Source organism: Pseudomonas carassii (genome assembly GCF_036324045.1).
Taxonomy (GTDB): Bacteria; Pseudomonadota; Gammaproteobacteria; order Pseudomonadales; family Pseudomonadaceae; genus Aquipseudomonas; species Aquipseudomonas peradeniyensis.
Genome location: NZ_JAZDCT010000027.1, coordinates 19,368 through 36,208 on the forward strand (window position 1 = coordinate 19,368; position 16,841 = coordinate 36,208).

Sequence of the window (16,841 nt, forward strand, 5' to 3'; positions counted from 1 at the left end):
AGCATGCTCGGCTTGCGGCTCGCCACTGGCGGCCTGCAACTTTTACCTTCCAGTCACTCTGGTTCGACCCTGGCAGGCCGAAAGGTCTCTGCCACTGTGAGGCAGGCTTTCCCGCGGGAAAGGCAGGGCGGATCTTGTACTGGCTCATCCCAACCCACGTGACCTTTGGTAGGGGTCACCACTAGGAGAGGAGGCGCCATGCCCATTATTACTCTTCCCGATGGCAGTCAACGCACGTTCGACCAGCCGGTATCCGTAGCCGAAGTCGCCGCATCCATTGGTGCTGGCCTGGCCAAGGCCACCCTGGCCGGCAAGGTCGACGGCAAGCTCGTCGATGCCTGCGACAAGATCGACCACGACGCCACCCTGCAGATCATCACCCCTAAAGATGAAGAGGGACTGGAGATCATTCGTCACTCGTGCGCCCACCTGATCGGCCACGCGGTGAAGCAGCTGTACCCGACCGCCAAGATGGTGATCGGCCCGGTGATCGACGAAGGCTTCTATTACGACATCGCCTACGAGCGTCCCTTCACCCCGGACGACCTCGCCGCGATCGAAAAGCGCATGCAGCAGCTGATCGATACCGACTACGACGTCGTCAAGAAGATGACCCCGCGCGCCGAAGTCATCGACGTGTTCACCCAGCGTGGCGAAGACTACAAGCTGCGCCTGGTCGAGGACATGCCGGATGAACAGGCCATGGGCCTGTACTACCACGAAGAATACGTCGACATGTGCCGCGGCCCGCACGTGCCGAACACCCGCTTCCTCAAAGCATTCAAGCTGACCAAGCTGAGCGGCGCCTACTGGCGCGGCGATGCCAAGAACGAGCAGCTGCAACGCGTGTACGGCACCGCCTGGGCCGACAAGAAGCAGCTGGCCGCCTATATCCAGCGCATCGAAGAAGCCGAAAAACGCGACCACCGCAAGATCGGCAAGCAGCTCGACCTGTTCCACCTGCAGGAAGAAGCGCCTGGCATGGTGTTCTGGCACGCCAACGGTTGGACTGTGTACCAGGTACTCGAGCAGTACATGCGCCAGGTCCAGCGTGAAAACGGCTACCAGGAGATCAAGACCCCGCAGGTCGTCGACCGCATCCTCTGGGAGCGCTCCGGCCACTGGTCCAACTACGCCGAGAACATGTTCACCACTTCGTCGGAAAACCGCGACTACGCGGTAAAACCGATGAACTGCCCGTGCCACGTGCAGGTGTTCAACCAGGGCCTCAAATCCTACCGCGACCTGCCACTGCGCCTGGCCGAGTTCGGTGCCTGCCACCGTAACGAGCCGTCCGGTGCCCTGCACGGCATCATGCGCGTGCGTGGCTTTGTACAAGACGACGCGCACATCTTCTGCACCGAAGACCAGGTGAAGAAAGAAGCCGCCGACTTCATCAAGCTGACCCTGGACGTGTACAAGGACTTCGGTTTCACCGACGTCGCCATGAAGCTCTCGACCCGTCCCGCCAAGCGTGTGGGCTCTGAAGAGCTGTGGGACCGCGCCGAAGGCGCGCTGGCCGACGCCCTGAACGAGTCGGGCCTGGAGTGGGAATACCAGCCGGGCGAGGGCGCGTTCTACGGTCCGAAGATCGAGTTCACCCTGCGCGACTGCCTCGGCCGTAACTGGCAGTGCGGCACCCTGCAGTACGACCCGAACCTGCCGGAGCGCCTGGACGCCAGCTACATTGCCGAAGACAACAGCCGTGTGCGCCCGGTGATGCTGCACCGCGCCATCCTCGGCTCGTTCGAGCGCTTCATCGGCATGCTCATCGAGCACTACGCCGGCGTGTTCCCGGCCTGGCTCGCGCCGACCCAAGCCGTGATCATGAACATCACCGACAAGCAGGCCGATTTCGCCCTCGAGGTGGAAAAAGCCCTGAACGGTAGCGGATTCCGTGCCAAGTCGGACTTGAGAAATGAGAAGATCGGCTTTAAAATCCGCGAGCATACGTTGCTGCGGGTCCCTTATCTTTTGGTTATAGGGGATCGCGAAGTCGAAACGCAAACCGTCGCTGTGCGCACCCGCGAAGGCGCTGACCTGGGCTCGATGCCCGTCGCGCAGTTCGCTGAGCTGCTGTCGCAAGCGGTTTCCCGGCGTGGTCGCCAAGAATCGGAGTAATGACTATTAAGCGTGAAATGAGAAACGATAAACGAACTGCACCGAAAGCCCCGATCAACGAGAATATCTCGGCACGCGAGGTTCGGTTAATTGGTGCTGACGGCGAGCAGATTGGCATCGTCTCGATTGATGAAGCGCTGCGTATCGCTGATGAAGCGAAGCTGGATCTGGTGGAAATCTCTGCAGACGCGGTACCGCCCGTCTGCAAGGTGATGGACTACGGCAAGCACCTCTTCGAGAAGAAGAAGCAGGCCAACGAAGCCAAGAAGAACCAGAAGCAGATCCAGATCAAAGAAATCAAGTTTCGTCCAGGGACGGAAGAAGGGGATTACCAGGTAAAACTACGCAACCTGGTACGTTTCCTTAGCGATGGGGACAAGGCCAAGATCTCTCTGAGATTCCGCGGCCGTGAGATGGCCCACCAGGAGCTGGGCATGGAGCTGTTGAAGCGGGTCGAAACCGACCTCGCCGAATACGGCACCGTTGAGCAGCATCCGAAGATGGAAGGACGCCAGCTTATGATGGTCATCGCCCCCAAAAAGAAGAAGTAATCTCCCGGGCACGGCAGGCCTGATGATTATTGTGTAATTTTTATTCGAATGCGGAGTTCCAACATGCCAAAGATGAAAACCAAGAGCGGTGCTGCGAAGCGCTTCCTGAAGACGGCTTCCGGCTTCAAGCACAAGCACGCTTTCAAGAGCCACATCCTGACCAAAATGTCGACCAAGCGTAAGCGTCAACTGCGCGGTGCCAGCCTGCTGCACCCGTCTGACGTGGCAAAAGTCGAGCGCATGCTGCGCGTTCGTTAATTCTGGTTAAGATAGAGGAAGTTACTCATGGCTCGTGTTAAGCGCGGCGTTATCGCTCGTAAGCGTCACAAAAAAATTCTGAAACTGGCTAAAGGTTACTACGGTGCACGTTCGCGCGTATTCCGTGTAGCCAAGCAAGCGGTCATCAAGGCAGGCCAATACGCCTACCGCGACCGTCGCCAGAAGAAGCGTCAGTTCCGCGCACTGTGGATCGCTCGTATCAACGCCGGTGCCCGCACCAACGGTCTGTCGTACAGCCGTCTGATTGCTGGCCTGAAAAAGGCGTCGATCGAAATCGACCGTAAGGTTCTGGCCGATCTGGCAGTGAACGAAAAAGCGGCGTTTGCTGCGATTGTCGAGAAGGCTAAAGCCGTACTGGCTTAAGTACCCACGACAATCATCCGGCGGCGCCTGCGCCGTCGGGTGTAAAACGTCATCGGATAGGGGAAGAGCCTTCAAAAGCTCTTCCCCTATTTTCGTATCTGGAGTCTGTACATGGAAAACCTGGACGCGCTGGTCGCCCAAGCCCTAGAGGCCGTGGAACGCGCTGAAGACATCACTACCCTGGAACAGATCCGGGTTCAATTCCTCGGCAAGAAAGGCGAGCTGACCCAGGTGATGAAGACCCTGGGCAACCTGCCAGCCGAAGAGCGCCCCAAGGTTGGCGCGCTGATCAACGACGCCAAGGAACGCGTCACCGACGTGCTCAACGCACGCAAGGCCGGTTTTGAAGAGGCTGAGCTCAACGCTCGCCTGGCCGCCGAATGCATCGACGTGACCCTGCCAGGCCGTGGCCAGACCACCGGCGGGCTGCACCCGATCACCCGTACTCTCGAGCGCATCGAGCAGTTCTTCACCCACATCGGCTACGGCATCGCCGAAGGCCCCGAGGTCGAAGACGACTACCACAACTTCGAAGCGCTCAACATCCCCGGCCACCACCCGGCGCGGGCGATGCACGACACCTTCTATTTCAACGCCAACATGCTGCTGCGCACCCACACCTCGCCGGTACAGGTCCGCACCATGGAAAGCACCCAGCCGCCGATCCGCATCGTCTGCCCAGGCCGTGTGTACCGTTGCGACTCGGATATCACCCACTCGCCGATGTTCCACCAGGTCGAAGGCCTGCTGATCGACCGTGGCATCAACTTCGCCGACCTCAAGGGCACCATCGAAGAGTTCCTGCGGGTGTTCTTCGAGAAAGAACTGGCCGTGCGCTTCCGCCCGTCGTTCTTCCCCTTCACCGAGCCGTCCGCCGAAGTCGACATCCAGTGCGTGATGTGTTCCGGCAACGGCTGCCGCGTCTGCAAGCAGACCGGCTGGCTGGAAGTGATGGGCTGCGGCATGGTCCACCCGAACGTGCTGCGCATGTCTGGCATCGACCCGGAAGAGTTCCAGGGCTTCGCCTTCGGCATGGGCGCCGAGCGCCTGGCCATGCTGCGCTATGGCGTCAACGATTTGCGTCTGTTCTTCGACAACGACCTGCGGTTCTTGGCTCAATTCCGCTAGGCCCAATCGACGCAACTTTCAGGAGAACAGCATGAAATTCAGTGAACAGTGGCTGCGCGGTTGGGTAAACCCGCAAGTCTCCCGTGACGAGCTGGTCGCCCGCCTGTCCATGGCCGGCCTCGAAGTCGACAGCGTGACCCCCGCTGCCGGCCAGTTCAGCGGCATCGTGGTGGGCGAGATCCTCACCACCGAACAACACCCGGACGCCGACAAACTGCGCGTATGCCAGGTGAGCAACGGCGCAGAGACCTTCCAGGTGGTCTGCGGCGCCCCGAATGCCCGCCCAGGCATCAAGATCCCGTTCGCCATGATCGGCGCCGAACTGCCGGGCGACTTCAAGATCAAGAAGGCCAAGCTGCGTGGCGTCGAGTCGTTCGGCATGCTCTGCTCGGCTTCCGAGCTGCAGATCAGCGAAGAGAACGATGGCCTGCTGGAACTGGCGGCTGACGCCCCGGTTGGCGAAGACATTCGCAAGTACCTGAACCTGGACGACGCCAGCATCGAGATCGGCCTGACCCCGAACCGCGGCGACTGCCTGTCCCTGGCCGGCCTTGCCCGTGACGTCAGCGCCCTGTACGACGTGCCGGTCACCCGCCCGGTGGTGCCAGCCGTACCGGCCGCCCACGACGAAGTGCGCCCGGTCGAAGTCAGCGCCCCGGCCGCCTGCCCGCGCTACCTGGGCCGCGTGATCCGCAACGTCGACCTGAGCAAGCCGACCCCGCTGTGGATGGTCGAGCGCCTGCGCCGCAGCGACGTGTGCAGCATCGACGCCGCCGTCGACATCACCAACTACGTGATGCTCGAACTCGGCCAGCCGATGCACGCCTTCGACCTCGCCGAAATCAACGGCGGCATCCGCGTACGCATGGCCGAGGAGGGCGAGAAGCTCGTCCTGCTGGATGGCCAGGAAGTCGCCCTGCGCGCCGATACCCTGGTGATCGCCGACCACACCCGCGCCCTGGCCATTGCCGGCGTGATGGGTGGCGAGCACAGCGGCGTCAACACCGAGAAGACCCGCGACCTGTTCCTCGAGAGCGCCTTCTTCGAGCCGATCTCCGTCGCCGGCAAGGCCCGTTCCTACGGCCTGCACACCGATGCCTCGCACCGCTACGAGCGCGGCGTGGATTCGCAACTGGCCCGTGAAGCCATGGAGCGCGCCACCGCCCTGATCCTCGAGATCGTCGGCGGCGAAGCAGGCCCCGTAGTCGAGACCGTGAGCGAGCAGCACCTGCCGAACATCGCGCCGATCACCCTGCGCGCCGAACGCATCACCCAGATGCTCGGCATGGAGATGGACGCCGCCCAGGTCGAGCAACTGCTCAACGCCCTGGAGTTGAAAACCAGCGCAAACGGGGCAGGGGAGTGGACTGTCACCGTCCCAAGCCACCGCTTCGACGTCAGCCTGGAAGTCGACCTGATCGAAGAGCTGGCCCGCCTGTACGGCTACAACAACCTGCCGGTCCGCTACCCGCAGGCCCGCCTGGCCCCGCAAGCCCGCCCGGAAACCCGTGGCGAGCTGCCGAACCTGCGCCGCCTGCTGGTCGCCCGCGGCTACCAGGAAGCCATCACCTACAGCTTCATCGACCCGAAACTGTTCGAGCTGTTCACCCCAGGCGTCGAGCCGCTGCTGCTGGCCAACCCCATCTCCAGCGACATGGCCGCCATGCGCGCCTCGCTGTGGCCGGGCCTGGTCAAGGCGATGCAGCACAACCTCAACCGCCAGCAAGACCGCGTGCGCCTGTTCGAAAGCGGCCTGCGCTTCGTCGGCCAGCTCGGTGACCTCAAGCAGCAGCCGATGATCGCCGGCGTCGTCACCGGCAGCCGCCAGCCAGAAGGCTGGGCCAACGGTCGCGACGGCATCGACTTCTTCGACGTCAAAGCCGACGTGGAGGCCCTGCTGGGCTACTCGGGCGCGCTGAGCGACTTCAGCTTCGTCGCCGGCAAGCACCCAGCCCTGCACCCAGGCCAGACCGCCCGCATCGAGCGCGACGGCAAGGAAGTCGGCTACCTCGGCGCCATCCACCCGGAGCTGGCCAAGACACTCGGCCTCGACCGCCCGGTGTTCGTCTTCGAGCTGGTGCTCGGTGATGTAGTGGAAGGTCGCCTGCCGAAGTTCAGCGAACTGTCCAAGTTCCCGGAAACCCGCCGTGACTTGGCCTTGATCGCAGGTCGTGATGTAGCTTCTAGCTCGGTGCTTGAAGTAATTCGTGACAATGCAGGCGAATGGCTCACAGACCTCAGGCTGTTTGACGTCTACCAGGGTAAAGGCATTGATCCTGATAGAAAAAGCCTGGCCGTCGGCTTGACCTGGCAACATCCATCGCGCACTCTTAACGACGATGAGGTGAATGAAACCCTGCAAACCATCCTCACCTCGCTTGAACAAAGGTTGAACACCACGTTAAGGAAATAACGGCATGGGTGCTCTGACGAAAGCTGAGATGGCCGAGAGGCTGTACGAGGAGCTGGGGCTTAACAAGCGTGAGGCCAAGGAGCTGGTCGAGCTGTTTTTCGAAGAAATTCGGCACGCGCTTGAAGACAACGAGCAGGTCAAGTTGTCCGGTTTCGGCAACTTCGACCTTCGCGACAAACGCCAGCGGCCGGGCCGCAACCCTAAAACAGGGGAAGAGATCCCGATCACCGCGCGCCGCGTCGTCACCTTTCGTCCAGGGCAGAAGCTGAAAGCCCGGGTAGAGGCCTATGCTGGAACCAAGCCATAACGACGAGCTGCCCCCCATCCCGGGCAAACGCTACTTCACCATCGGTGAAGTCAGCGAGCTCTGTGCGGTAAAGCCGCACGTGCTGCGCTACTGGGAGCAGGAATTTCCGCAGCTCAACCCGGTGAAGCGCCGTGGCAACCGGCGGTATTATCAGCGCCAGGACGTGCTGATGATCCGCCAGATCCGCGCTTTGCTGTATGACCAGGGCTTTACCATTGGCGGGGCGCGGTTACGGCTCTCCAGTGATGAGGTCAAGGATGAGTCCAGCCAGTACAAGCAGCTGATTCGGCAGATGATTGCGGAGTTGGAGGATGTGTTGGTGGTGCTGAAGAAGTGACCTGGTTGGCGACGAGTGGAAATTTTTGAAAAAAAGCTTCCATTATTCAAAAGGTTAGGTTAAATTCTTCAACGTTCTCAGCGGTATCGAGAATGATGTCGGGGCGTAGCGCAGCCCGGTAGCGCACTTGCATGGGGTGCAAGGGGTCGAGTGTTCGAATCACTCCGTCCCGACCAAAAATCCCTAAAAAATCCAGTCACTTAGCGGTGACTGGATTTTTTTATGTGTTCATCTTTTTGGTCGTCATAGATTTTTGCCTGCGGAGATTTTTTGGGTGGGCAGTTGTGTGAGAAAATCTGGCACCTGTTTCCGCTGAAGAAACTTACCTACTTGATATTAAAGCCCGCAATCTGCGAAACGGTTGACTTAGAGTTCAGATTTGACGTAGTACCCTTATAATTTTCTATTTCGCCGCTTGGTGCATGAGTGCCTGGTATTTCGAGGCTGCTTATTAGCTGGTCGTATTGAGTTATGCAACATAATCGGTCCGAGCGCATCAAAGGCTGTTTTTGGCCTAGAGCTCATTGATCCGCCTTTCATCCTGCATCATTTTTTGCTGATCAGCTGTCAGTCAATGCTGTACCTTTGGTGGCTAGTGGTTGAGCGCTTAGCATTTTCATGCTCTCGTGCCTAATTTCTGGTCATAGTGTCAGGCCTGTCGGCCTGGCGGTGATCAGCTGTAGTGGGGTTCTAAGCCCCGGGTCTGCTTCTGAACGCTAGCAATTGTGATGATTCAGCATGCTCATTTAATCGCCCAAAGCGTTTTTGTGTCATGATTAGGAATTGAGTGTCGAACCAGGGCGAGCTCCCTCGATGATGTTCTGAATGCTTTCTCGGAAAGGATCTCGCAGAGTACATGCGACCTTTACAACCGCGCGGATCGAAGCTGCATGGCAGCGAAGTAGCCTTTACGTATTAGAGTCTTTAGTAGGATTTGGTTAATTTGAGATGAAAAAGGATCACTTAACGCGCTGCCAAGTCGAAACCCCTCATGATGTGGTGAAGCTGGTCTGGTCCTTGATTTCCAAGCAGAGACCCGGCGAGGTTTTTGAAGATGTCCTGGACTTGGGTGCTGGTGATGGGCGCTTTAGCCATGCGGATCATGCTTACAGGAAGTACGTAGGAGTTGAGCGCGACGAGGCTAAGGTGTGTCAGGCGAATCTTCCGGGTGGCGCCAGATTAGTTGTGGCCGATGCCTTCGAGTGGGAGGGAAAAGACTACGGGCTTTGCGTTGGTAACCCACCGTACATACGTCATCATGGCCTCGAAGCAGAATGGCGCGATATGGCGTTGAGACGTATTGTTGAAGACGGTGGGCCGTCATTAAAAAAAACTGCGAATGCTTTTGTGTTATTTCTTGCTAGAGCACTAATGCGCAGTAGTGATGATGGACTTGTGGCGCAAGTAGTACCCTATGAGTGGGTGGCTAGGCCAAGTGCAATAGAGCTTAGAAAATTTATTGAGTCCAAGAAATGGGGTGTGTACGTATATCGGTTTGATTCAGATATTTTTCCTACTGTGCTGACCACTGCGTCGATTACGATTATTGATAAAAGATCTAGTGATGGCATATGGAGGTTTGGGACGATCAATAGGTCTGGGGTAGTGAATCTGAAAGATAATGCTTCAGGTACCCGATCGAAGGTTATTTCATACACTGACGGTAGTAGGAACTGCAAGGCTATTAGAGGTTTGAGCCCAGGAGGGCAGAAAATATTTGTGCTTACAGAAGAGGAACGCCTTTTTTATTCGCTGAAGCGTGATCAAGACGTTCGTCCGTGTGTTACGTCGTTGCGCTCTGTTAGTCAAGATTTGTCACTTCTCGATGAAGAATCGTTTCAGCAAATTTTTGTGCGCTCTGGATCACGCTGCTGGCTGATACGAAGTGACCTGGATGACCACTCTCCGGAGTTAAGTCGCTACCTGGAAGGAGTTCATCCCGACGTCTGGAGGCGCTACAGTACATGCACGACACGTGAGTTTTGGTGGCGATACCGCCCTCACCCCGCGCCGTCGCTTCTTGTTGCTTCTGGCTTTACACAGAAGAGCCCAAAGGTTCTGCTCAATGAAGTCGGTGCCGTAGCGGCGGGTTCCGTATATGGGGTTTTGCTTGACGAGGGTGAGGAGGTTACCCGTATGATGGCGCATAGACTCCGAGGTTATGATTTCCAGCGAAGGTTGGTGCATCACTCAAACGGTCTGAAAAAAATTGAGGTGCGTCAACTGAATGCCGTTTTGGCCGACTTGTTTCCCAAGTGAAGCATAGAAAATATGAGCGCGACTATCATGGCAAGGGATGACCAGAAAGGCGTCAAGCACGCACATTTTCACGTCAGTGCAGCATTGTTCGAAGAGCTTGGTGAGCGATTGGTTAGTAAACCTGAAATCGCTTTGGCTGAATTAATTAAAAATAGCTACGACGCCGATGCTACTGACTGCACAGTTCAGGTTACTGATCAAGAAATTATCGTTACCGACGATGGGCATGGTCTGACCGAGCACGAGTTTCTCAATAACTGGATGGTAGTCAGTAGCTCCAATAAGGCGAAGCGCCGAACTTCTCGAAAGTACCAACGAACCATGGCGGGTTCTAAAGGTGTTGGGAGATTTTCGGCCCGTTTTCTTGGCGCTGTGCTGATAGTTGAAACCACTGCGCGAGATCCAGACGACCGGCAGTTGAAAACTTTAACGGCCACATTTGACTGGGTCGAAATATCGAAAAGAGCCGATGTGGCAGACATCGAAATAGAATATCGAGTTGTACCTGCACCACGAGGTGCATCGACAGGTATGACTTTGTCTATTCAGTCTCTTCGAGAAAATATTGCGGACCTACCAGTCTCAAAAGTTCGAACCGATGTGCTTAGGCTAGTTAAAGCCGACGGGGGGTTGGAGCAACCCGATTTTGGTACCGGCCAGGTACCGGCCGAAACTGACCCTGGTTTTGGAGTGGAGTTTCCTGAATATGTAGCTGAACATTCTCAGCTTGAGAACCTTGCTGAATCGATTTTGGATAGGTATGTCGCTCGAGCTCGAGTGAGTGTGAGCGCGGAAGGGGCAGTGGACTTTCGGATCTTTTGGAAAGACGAAGTCAGACCTATTGATAAGAAGACCTTCAATCTTAATCGATTGAGCAAGCCTTATCGAGCAAGTTCATTCGCGACTCATATCGGGGATAAGGACGAGTGGGGTGTGCCTACTGAGCTCTCCATGATCGATCACTTACCGCTGGCCAGCTCCTTAAACAGTCCCGTTTTTATTGACCTACGCTTCTTCCCTAACCGCCAAGGCACGTTTTCGGGGCTCCCCGTTAACGGGAAAAAGGCAATGGCTTGGGTTAAGGAGAATTCGGGTATCGCGGTGGTTGACAATGGATTTGCGATGCCAGCGTACGCAGACGAGAATAGCGACTGGCTGGCCATTGAAGCTTCTAAGGCCTCAAACGAGCGAAATTGGCAGTCTATTTTCACTCCGCAATTCTATCCCATGGATCCTGCGGCTAAACGGTCGGCGAAGCTCAATCCAATGCTCGCTCTCCCGAGACTATCGCAGGTAATAGGTCGAGTCCATGTTGCAACGCAGAAGGTTCCTGCTGGTGCACATGATGATAATTGGCTCCATCCCAATATGGATCGAGAGCAACTTCGAGAAAATGGCGCCTTCAGGTTGTTGTGGCATCTAATTCGATTCACTGTTGAAGCTTTGGCGCATCACGATAGAGCTTTGCGTCTACAAAATGAGGAATTTGAGGAAGAAGTCGCTCGAGAAGAGGCTCGATCGGGCCTAGCCTCTGCGATCGCACAAATTAGCGCTTCATCTGAAATCAATTACGACCACAAGCAGTTAATGCTTCGGCAGTTACGTGAGGTTGAGCAGCAGTACACTATTGCGGAGAAGTACGACAAGAGTGTACAGATGTCCTTGGAGCTTATGTCGATGATGGGTGTCATGGCGGGCTTTATGACGCACGAGTTTGACAAAACACTTCAAAGTATCCAGAACATCGGCAGCGTTGTCACAAGGCTTGCCAAACAACACCCTGAGCTTTCCGATGATGCTGAATTAATCTCGAGAAATGAAATGGTGCTTTCGGAGCAGGCGCAGTATATGAAGTTGTATGTGGGCGCCTCACGCAACGCGAAAATTAGCCCCTTCAAAGCGAGAGCTCAGCTCAATGTTGCGATTAGGACATTGAAGTCGCTTGCAGATGAGCATGGTATTGAGATCGATATAGACGTTGATCGGGGTTTGCCTGGTCCTGCTATTCCCTTGGCGGCGTATCACGGGGTGGCCATCAATCTCGTATCTAATGCCATGAAAGCGTTGGTTGCAAGAGTAAGTGGTGATGATCGTAAAATAAAAGTGTATGCGCTTGAAGATGATACCAAGCACGTCTTTGTTTGTGCGGATAACGGCATTGGAATCCCAGATTATTTGCAAACTCGAATTTGGGATCCTCTTTTTTCAACTAATGAAAATGTGGATGACGAGAATCCATTAACTTCGGGTTTAGGGCTGGGGTTGGCTGTTGTTAAACGTGTGGTAGAAGGGGTTGGGGGGAAAGTCGAGCTTATGAAAAAAGCTCCCCTTGGTTTTGTTACCGCTTTCAAAGTCACTTTTCCGATAGTTTAATTGGCTGAAAGGCATAGTTCATGTTTAAAGTTTTGATTATCGAAGACCAGGCTGACATAATCGAAAAGTTTAAGGCGCTTGCGGAGGCGACTGAGTTAACTTTTCTATCTCCAAATGAGGTTGGTTTGACCAACCTGGAGCGAGGCGCTCAAGAATCTGTCGAAGAACAATTAGCAAGGCACCTTAAAGACAAGATTGCGGAGTATTGTATTGATTTGGTACTTCTTGATACTGATCTATCTCGTGAGCGGGATTTACAGACGCACTCAAGCTACAAGTCAGCTTTGCGCGAGCTTGGAATGCCTGTATGCAGGTATCAGAAAGGGGGGTCCGATTCCGTACTTGCCCAGCTACCGCAGCTTCAGAGAACAATCAGAGATGGTGCATCTGCGATCTGGATCCCAAAGGCTCTTGTTAGTGGTGATCGGCTAAATGAACTGGTACCTCGCTTGATCGCACTCATTAAAGGGTTCAAAATTATTTATGAAGCCCTTGAGCATAACTCAACTTTGCTTGAGTCGGCTCATAGCCCAACGGATGTGTTGGCTGTAGTTCTCGGCGATCCTGATAAATCTTATGAGTTTTTGGGTTACGCAGCGCAGAACCTTGTTTATTTTGCGAAGCCAGAAGCAGATGTTGAGGCACATCAGATATCTAAAATCCAGCGATATGCTACACAGCTAGGATATTGGTTGTTCAACTATATCATTACGTTCCCTGGTCCGATCCTTAAAGAGGAAGCGGCGGCCGCACACCTTAATGTTCATCCATTGGTCTTAGGCAGCGGTGACGCCTTGCGCAATGTTATGGAGTTAGCCCGGTATAAGGGGCCGTTTGAAGGCGTTGAGAAGTACTACTGGCGTTCTGGGTTGGTTGATGTTTTGACTCAGCTCAATGGTGATATTGGCAACCATCCTGCCCTAAAAGATATAGAGCTCAAGAGAATCGACTTGGATGATCTTGGCTCGCCAGCATATATTTGCATGCTTTCAGGAGATCCAATAAAGCGTGACGAGGCGGCGATGAATCCGGACTGGGTGCCATCTGGAGCCAGCGAGGCAAAAATTAAGGAAGATGTACTAGACGAGCTCGGACCGTTAGCGGGAATTTAGAATTCATGAACTTTTCACTATTTAGAAGACATGTGGACGATATTCATAGGGCTGCTGGTATAGTTATTTCCAAGCAGCAGCTTTCTAATGTCTCTTGGCCAGATTTTATTCAGGTCGAAAAAGGTGATGAAGGGACCTTTTTGGAGTTTGCAAAACCAGCGATTATTTGGAATGCGCCTTATCGTGCTTCGTCGAGAGGGAATGCTAAGCGAGCCATTGCAATGACCGGTTCGTTTAACTTTAAAGATGGGGTGTTTGATAAGGGTAGTGCACATTTGGAGGTCTACGAAAGCTCAATTTCTATGGGGCGTCTCACTCTAAAAATTTTAGAGGCGATGCACTTTGATATAGAGGCTGGTGAAAAACAGACGGCTTTTCATCCCATGTTTCACGTTCAGTTTGGAAAAAGCAAACGTTGGGATGATGCGGTACTTCGCGACCGTGTTCAGCATTTGGCTAGGATGCGCCCTGAGAATATAGACATTGTCAGAGACGTTCAGATGCCAATTCGAGATGTGCGCATACCTACACCTCAGATGGATTATCTTTCAGTTTTGGTCATGGTTATTGCCGACTATTTTTGTGAAAAAGATAGCGCTAATGAAGTAAAAATAGGATTTCAAAGTCTTCTAAAAGCGGTGATGAGCTCAAAAAATAGCGCTCGAGTGGGGCGCCAGTCTCAAACATTGGAGCAACGTTGGGTCAATCACACTCTTGATAGGCCTTTTGCCGCAGGTCATTGGTATGGAGAAAGTTGTCATTAGGGATTGTCCGATCAAGTCAGCACAGGCTGCCAGACCTGTGCTGAAGTAGCCGTCCGTCCAGCCACCCCAACAAGCTTTGCCCATGAGTTAGATTAGCTTTTCCGATTTCGAGTACGCCGGTAAGCGCAAACAGGCCTGCCGTGAGCGATATGGAGCAGGTCGTGCTAGGGAGCGGGTTGGTTGCCTCAGTCGAGCCGCACTATCCTTAGGACGGTGGCGGTCGTAAGTCTTATCCACTGAAAACAATGCTGCGTATTTCCTAGCTACTGAACTGGTTTTCGCTGAGTGGTCCGGAAATGGAAGAAGCGTTGTACGAGATCACCTCGATGCTCCAGATGGCTCGGCTGACGCACAGCGGTCCCGATCCCCGAGAACGGGACGATTCTGAATTTCTGGCACTTGCTGGAGAAGCACTAATAAGCGGCAGGCATTCTGGAAACGATCAATGCCTACCAGCGAGACAAGGGGCTGCCGCTGCTTCAGGGCGCCATCGTCGATGCCACGATCATCCATACGACCAGTTCGACCAAGAACAGGGAAGACAAGGGCTATCGATGTATCAAACGAACAAGGGCAACCAGGACTATTTCGGCATTAAAGCCCATATCGGCGCGGATGCTGAATCGGGTTTAAGACTCGCTTTTGCGGATTGGCCAAGAGCTCTGCGCAACTGACCATACAATTTGCGCTGTCGAATCTATGGATGAGTTATTGAACGTCGAGGGATAGGTGTGCCCGTAGCGCGTAAGAACCAGGGTGTAGCCCAGGTTTTGAAGCGTTTGGTGGCTGACAAACAGGCCCTGTGCCGTCGAGACATTGGTTGTTTCGGGGCGAGGAAACTTGTTCGAAATATCCCTAGGCGTACGGTGGGGCTATTTCGTAATAGAATGCGTCCAAAGTCTTATCGTCAATAACTTCCCGTAGCCATTGTTAATGGCGCTATACACGCTGAATACATGTCGCCGTCGATCAGGTTTGTCGTAGTGTAGGTAATGTTAGATCTGAAATTTTGAAAAGTTAAATGCAGCCTTCAATTACTTTAAGTCGCTGCTTCAACTGCTCGTTGAGCGACACACCGTGTACACCTGAGTGGATCTCGCGATGGCAGGATGGACAGACAGCACCTACGTACCGGGGATGGTCGAGGCCTCCGTCTGAGAGCCGGTTTACATGATGTGGCTCCAGGTATGGAGTTCCATCTCTCTTAAAAAAGGGCGCTGGCTTGGCACAGCTTTCACATAAGCCTTTGGCACGCATGAGGACGTAGTGAGCGACCTTTCGGCTGCGCTGGTAAATTTTGCGTTGTGCTGATTGGCCCATTGCATTCGTTACCGGCTTGCAGGCAGCCAGTGCGGCTATCCGAGCAGCCGCTAACGAATCTGCGAGTTCAACCTCTGCCTCCAACTCATTTTCGATGTTCAACTCTGGTCTGCCCACAGGTACCAATCTGAATACAAGAGCAGTACGATCCTCGGCATCAACATCCGGCTGGGTTCGTTCAAAGACGTCGGCGCAGCAGAACTCACCTATGTAGCGATTACCTTTTCCTTTGCCAAGCGACTTGAACAGATGAAGCGCACGACCTGTCTCAGCATGCTCAGCGACAGCTCTGTTGCCACGGTTCAATTTCATAGGCCCACGCTTCCCTTCACCGGTGTAGAGAAACGCACCGTTGTCCCAGCTGTCGGCATAGCCGTATTGTTCGCCACTATCACCTGTAAACAAGAAAATCACTGGGTGGGTGGCGGATGCCGCTATACCGCTCTGCCGGCTACCCCCGAATGGTCCGTTGATTTCAGTCACGCGATCGTAAATGGCCCCAGGCTCGAACTGCAGGACTGCTTCTAAACCAGTGCTTTGCAGCTCGATAATGGTAAACCCACGCTTTTTTAAATAGCGGTTTGTGAGGTGTCCGCCAGGGAACTGGCCCACTGCGATACCGGTAGCCAAGGAGACTATTTTCTTTGCTGGATACGATGTACCCCCTACAGCAATCGCGTAGCGGTGGGTAGGGGTTGACTCCCAACCAAGCCACTCTCGTTTTCCTCTAAAATCGCGGTCAAATTCCAGCAAAGCCTCATCAATACGTTCCTTCGATACAGCTTTGATCGCCACGTGCGCTGCCCTTTGTCGCCGATGTTTGTAGGAAATTTCCCCATCGTCGCCAAAGTGATCAAACGGTTCAAGAAAAACTGGCAAAGCGCCACTGCGATCGTAGCGTCCGCGCAAGAGTTCGTATGCGTTTCAGGGACATATTCGTTGTGGCAGCAGGCGTGCCCAGGGTCTATAAAATCGGATTTTCCCTCTTCTCTGTAGTCCGTTTCCGAAACATACTTCTACCCCCTTACAGCCCGTTGCAGCCGCTGCATCACCCATCTAGTCTCGCCAAGTCGCTGCCAATTCAGCGACCGGTTTTGACAGACCGGGAAGATAGTAACGCGCGTGCATGGCCGTCTATGGTGGCTGTACGTGGGGCACTTCGGTGCGCCGGTTTCCTATTTTCCCGGTCTGTCAACCCGCGTACAGCTGCCACCTTTCTGTTTGACAGCAGAGAACGGTAGCTCCATTTGAAAATAGGAGCTCTACCATGCTGAAAATAGTCCCCGATCCACCCCAGCACGACAAATACACCACCCACACCCTCGAAGACCTCCTGGTCCAGATCTCCGAATACCTCGTCTGCGCCCTGACCGTCAGCCAGCAGACCGTCCTGCTCCACGCCAAACCCCCAGGCCAGGTACTGACCCTTGCCGCCATGCACGAAATCGACAGCGCCCGCACCCTGGTGGAAGTGGCGCTGAGCCGCGTGCAATCCCGGCACTGACCTGGCGAGC

At 54.7% G+C, this 16,841-nt stretch carries 14 protein-coding genes, 1 tRNA gene and 1 pseudogene; 15 read left to right on the forward strand and 1 reads right to left on the reverse strand.

What is annotated here, in order from left to right:
* Window positions 1–198: 198 nt before the first annotated feature.
* The 14 genes and pseudogenes from thrS to V0R62_RS18990 all read left to right on the forward strand — a co-directional run.
* Window positions 199–2,121 carry a threonine--tRNA ligase gene (gene thrS / locus V0R62_RS18925; protein ID WP_330104818.1) on the forward strand — a complete coding sequence of 641 codons (1,923 nt, stop codon included), beginning with the start codon at window positions 199–201 and terminating at the stop codon, window positions 2,119–2,121.
* The gene (gene infC / locus V0R62_RS18930; protein ID WP_172402370.1) at window positions 2,121–2,672 is read left to right on the forward strand and encodes a translation initiation factor IF-3; all 552 of its coding nucleotides are present in this window, start codon (window positions 2,121–2,123) and stop codon (window positions 2,670–2,672) included. The genes thrS and infC overlap by 1 nt, the downstream gene beginning before the upstream one ends.
* Window positions 2,673–2,735: 63 nt before the next feature.
* Window positions 2,736–2,930: a 50S ribosomal protein L35 gene (rpmI, locus tag V0R62_RS18935; RefSeq protein WP_003250667.1), complete on the forward strand. Its 195-nt coding sequence runs from the start codon at window positions 2,736–2,738 to the stop codon at window positions 2,928–2,930.
* A gap of 27 nt (window positions 2,931–2,957) precedes the next feature.
* The gene (gene rplT, locus V0R62_RS18940) at window positions 2,958–3,314 is read left to right on the forward strand and encodes a 50S ribosomal protein L20 (RefSeq protein WP_003250671.1); all 357 of its coding nucleotides are present in this window, start codon (window positions 2,958–2,960) and stop codon (window positions 3,312–3,314) included.
* Between the two features lie 111 nt (window positions 3,315–3,425).
* The gene (gene pheS, locus V0R62_RS18945; RefSeq protein WP_186661675.1) at window positions 3,426–4,442 is read left to right on the forward strand and encodes a phenylalanine--tRNA ligase subunit alpha; all 1,017 of its coding nucleotides are present in this window, start codon (window positions 3,426–3,428) and stop codon (window positions 4,440–4,442) included.
* A gap of 31 nt (window positions 4,443–4,473) precedes the next feature.
* Window positions 4,474–6,855 carry a phenylalanine--tRNA ligase subunit beta gene (pheT, locus tag V0R62_RS18950; protein ID WP_330104819.1) on the forward strand — a complete coding sequence of 794 codons (2,382 nt, stop codon included), beginning with the start codon at window positions 4,474–4,476 and terminating at the stop codon, window positions 6,853–6,855.
* Window positions 6,856–6,859: 4 nt separating this feature from the next.
* Complete coding sequence (gene ihfA, locus V0R62_RS18955; protein WP_009394049.1) at window positions 6,860–7,162, forward strand: integration host factor subunit alpha; 303 nt, start codon at window positions 6,860–6,862, stop codon at window positions 7,160–7,162.
* The gene (locus V0R62_RS18960) at window positions 7,143–7,499 is read left to right on the forward strand and encodes a MerR family transcriptional regulator (RefSeq protein WP_011533210.1); all 357 of its coding nucleotides are present in this window, start codon (window positions 7,143–7,145) and stop codon (window positions 7,497–7,499) included. Before ihfA ends, V0R62_RS18960 begins: the two co-directional genes overlap by 20 nt.
* Window positions 7,500–7,598: 99 nt before the next feature.
* Window positions 7,599–7,675 (forward strand) — tRNA-Pro (locus V0R62_RS18965).
* Window positions 7,676–8,447: 772 nt separating this feature from the next.
* A complete protein-coding gene (locus V0R62_RS18970) occupies window positions 8,448–9,758 on the forward strand; it encodes a class I SAM-dependent methyltransferase (protein WP_330104820.1) in 1,311 nt (436 codons plus the stop codon).
* Window positions 9,759–9,770: 12 nt separating this feature from the next.
* The gene (locus V0R62_RS18975) at window positions 9,771–12,131 is read left to right on the forward strand and encodes a sensor histidine kinase (protein WP_330104821.1); all 2,361 of its coding nucleotides are present in this window, start codon (window positions 9,771–9,773) and stop codon (window positions 12,129–12,131) included.
* Between the two features lie 20 nt (window positions 12,132–12,151).
* The gene (locus V0R62_RS18980; protein ID WP_330104822.1) at window positions 12,152–13,243 is read left to right on the forward strand and encodes a hypothetical protein; all 1,092 of its coding nucleotides are present in this window, start codon (window positions 12,152–12,154) and stop codon (window positions 13,241–13,243) included.
* A 5-nt stretch (window positions 13,244–13,248) separates the two neighbouring features.
* Window positions 13,249–14,007 (forward strand): hypothetical protein, encoded by a 759-nt coding sequence (locus V0R62_RS18985; RefSeq protein ID WP_330104823.1) that lies wholly within the window; start codon window positions 13,249–13,251, stop codon window positions 14,005–14,007.
* Between the two features lie 91 nt (window positions 14,008–14,098).
* Window positions 14,099–14,639, forward strand: a pseudogene (locus V0R62_RS18990) (transposase); the annotation flags it as partial.
* Between the two features lie 385 nt (window positions 14,640–15,024).
* Here the strand turns inward: V0R62_RS18990 and V0R62_RS18995 are convergent.
* Complete coding sequence (locus V0R62_RS18995; protein ID WP_330104824.1) at window positions 15,025–16,236, reverse strand: HNH endonuclease; 1,212 nt, start codon at window positions 16,234–16,236, stop codon at window positions 15,025–15,027.
* A 358-nt stretch (window positions 16,237–16,594) separates the two neighbouring features.
* On the opposite strand from V0R62_RS18995, the gene V0R62_RS19000 reads away from it, so the two are divergent.
* Window positions 16,595–16,831, forward strand: coding sequence for a hypothetical protein (locus V0R62_RS19000; RefSeq protein ID WP_069017822.1), 237 nt, complete (start codon window positions 16,595–16,597; stop codon window positions 16,829–16,831).
* Window positions 16,832–16,841 lie beyond the last annotated feature (10 nt).